The sequence below is a fragment of the Inquilinus sp. genome, from assembly GCF_057815775.1.
Genome location: NZ_JBYRFX010001179.1, coordinates 1 through 1,587, shown reverse-complemented (window position 1 = coordinate 1,587; position 1,587 = coordinate 1). Strand labels below are relative to the sequence as shown.

Annotated in this window: 2 protein-coding genes and 1 tRNA gene; 2 read left to right on the top strand and 1 reads right to left on the bottom strand. The window is 69.9% G+C overall.

The genetic code is table 11. The features are described 5' to 3' along the window. Both AC3XYG_RS42140 and AC3XYG_RS42135 read left to right on the top strand, forming a co-directional pair. The coding region (locus AC3XYG_RS42140; RefSeq protein ID WP_489145899.1) for a hypothetical protein at positions 1-781 on the top strand (781 nt) is incomplete at its 5' end. Positions 782-797: 16 nt separating this feature from the next. Continuing rightward, positions 798-1,454: an SGNH/GDSL hydrolase family protein gene (locus tag AC3XYG_RS42135; protein ID WP_489145898.1), complete on the top strand. Its 657-nt coding sequence runs from the start codon at positions 798-800 to the stop codon at positions 1,452-1,454. A gap of 56 nt (positions 1,455-1,510) precedes the next feature. Here the strand turns inward: AC3XYG_RS42135 and AC3XYG_RS42130 are convergent. After that, a tRNA-Met gene (locus tag AC3XYG_RS42130) sits at positions 1,511-1,587 on the bottom strand.

The following is a 1,587-nucleotide window of genomic DNA, read 5'->3' as shown; positions in this document are numbered from 1 at the left end:
GACGCGCAACCAGGTCGACGAGGTCTGGATGGCCGCGCTGGACTACGGCAAGCGGTTCCGGCCGCGCGACCCGTCCGAACGTTCGGCAGCCGAACGCCGCGAGGGCTATGGCTACCAATGGTGGATGACGCCGCATGGCGGCTATCGCGCCTCCGGCCTCCACGGCCAGCAATGCGTGGTGCTGCCGGAGCAGGATGCGGTGATCGTGTTCACGGCCGCGATCCGCAGCGGCGACCGGCGCCTGTTCCCGGCCGTGTGGGCCCATCTGCTGCCGGCGCTCGGGGCCGTCGGGCCGGAGGCGGAGCGGGTGCAGCCGGTGCTGGCCGACCGGTTGGCCGGACTGGCGCTGCCGGAGATCGAAGGGTCCGCGCAGTCGCCGGTCGCAGCAACAGTCGACGGCCAGGATTTCGTGTTCGAGCCGAATGAGGACGGCGTGTCCGGAATCTCGCTGGCCTTCAGCGCGGAGCGCTGCATCTTCACCCTGACCGACCATCGCGGCACCCACCGGATCGAGGCCGGGCTGGGCCATGCGGTGGAAGGCGACACCACGATGACCGGCAACCTGCTGCATCACGAATACCAGCCGGAATCGCTGCGGGTGGTCGCCCGCGGCGCCTGGCAGGATGAGCATCGCTTCGCCATGCGCTGGCGCTTCGTCGAGACCGCATTCTGTGACACGGTGACCGTGACCTTCGGCGACGGCGAAATCCGGCTGGACCGCCGGGTCAACACCAATGCCGGGCCGCTGGAGCGGCCGACGCTGCTGGGGCGGGCAGCGTGAGACCGGAGGGATCGTTGTGACCGGGACGAAGACCATCCTTGCCTTCGGCGACAGCCTGACCTGGGGCGCGGACCCGGAAACCGGGGGCCGCCATCGCCATGAGGATCGCTGGCCCAGCGTGCTCGAGGCCGGGCTGGGCGGATCGGCCCGGGTGATCGCCGAAGGCCTCGGCGGGCGGACCACCGTGTTCGACGATCACGCCGCCGCGGCCGAGCGGAACGGCGCGCGCGCCTTGCCGATGCTGCTGGGCAGCCACTACCCGCTCGACCTGCTGATCATCATGCTCGGCGCCAACGATCTGAAGCCGCATGTCTGCGGCAGCGCCATCGGCGCCGGTTCGGGGATTGAGCGGCTGGTCGAGATCGCGCAGACATATCCCTATGGCGGCGGCGCCACAGCCCCTCAGGTGCTGATCGTCGCGCCGCCGCTGTTCGGGCCGACCCGGACCGGGGACCGCCAGCCGGTCGGCGGCCGCAGCATCGCAGAATCGGAAAAGCTGGCGGCGCGCTACCAGGACGCCGCGGCGTATCGCGGCTGTGCCTTCTTCGATGCGTCGCGGGTGGCAGTGGCCTCGCCGATCGACGGCGTGCACCTGGATGCCGCGAACACCCGCGCCATCGGCGTGGCATTGGTTCCGGTCGTCGCGGGTCTGCTCGGAATCCCGTCTCGGTAAGCGTGCCCCCGGAACGCCGAAAGCCCCCGTCATGTGACGGGGGCTTTTGGAAGTCTTGGTTGCGGGGACAGGATTTGAACCTGTGACCTTCAGGTTATGAGCCTGACGAGCTACCGGGCTGCTCCACCCCGCG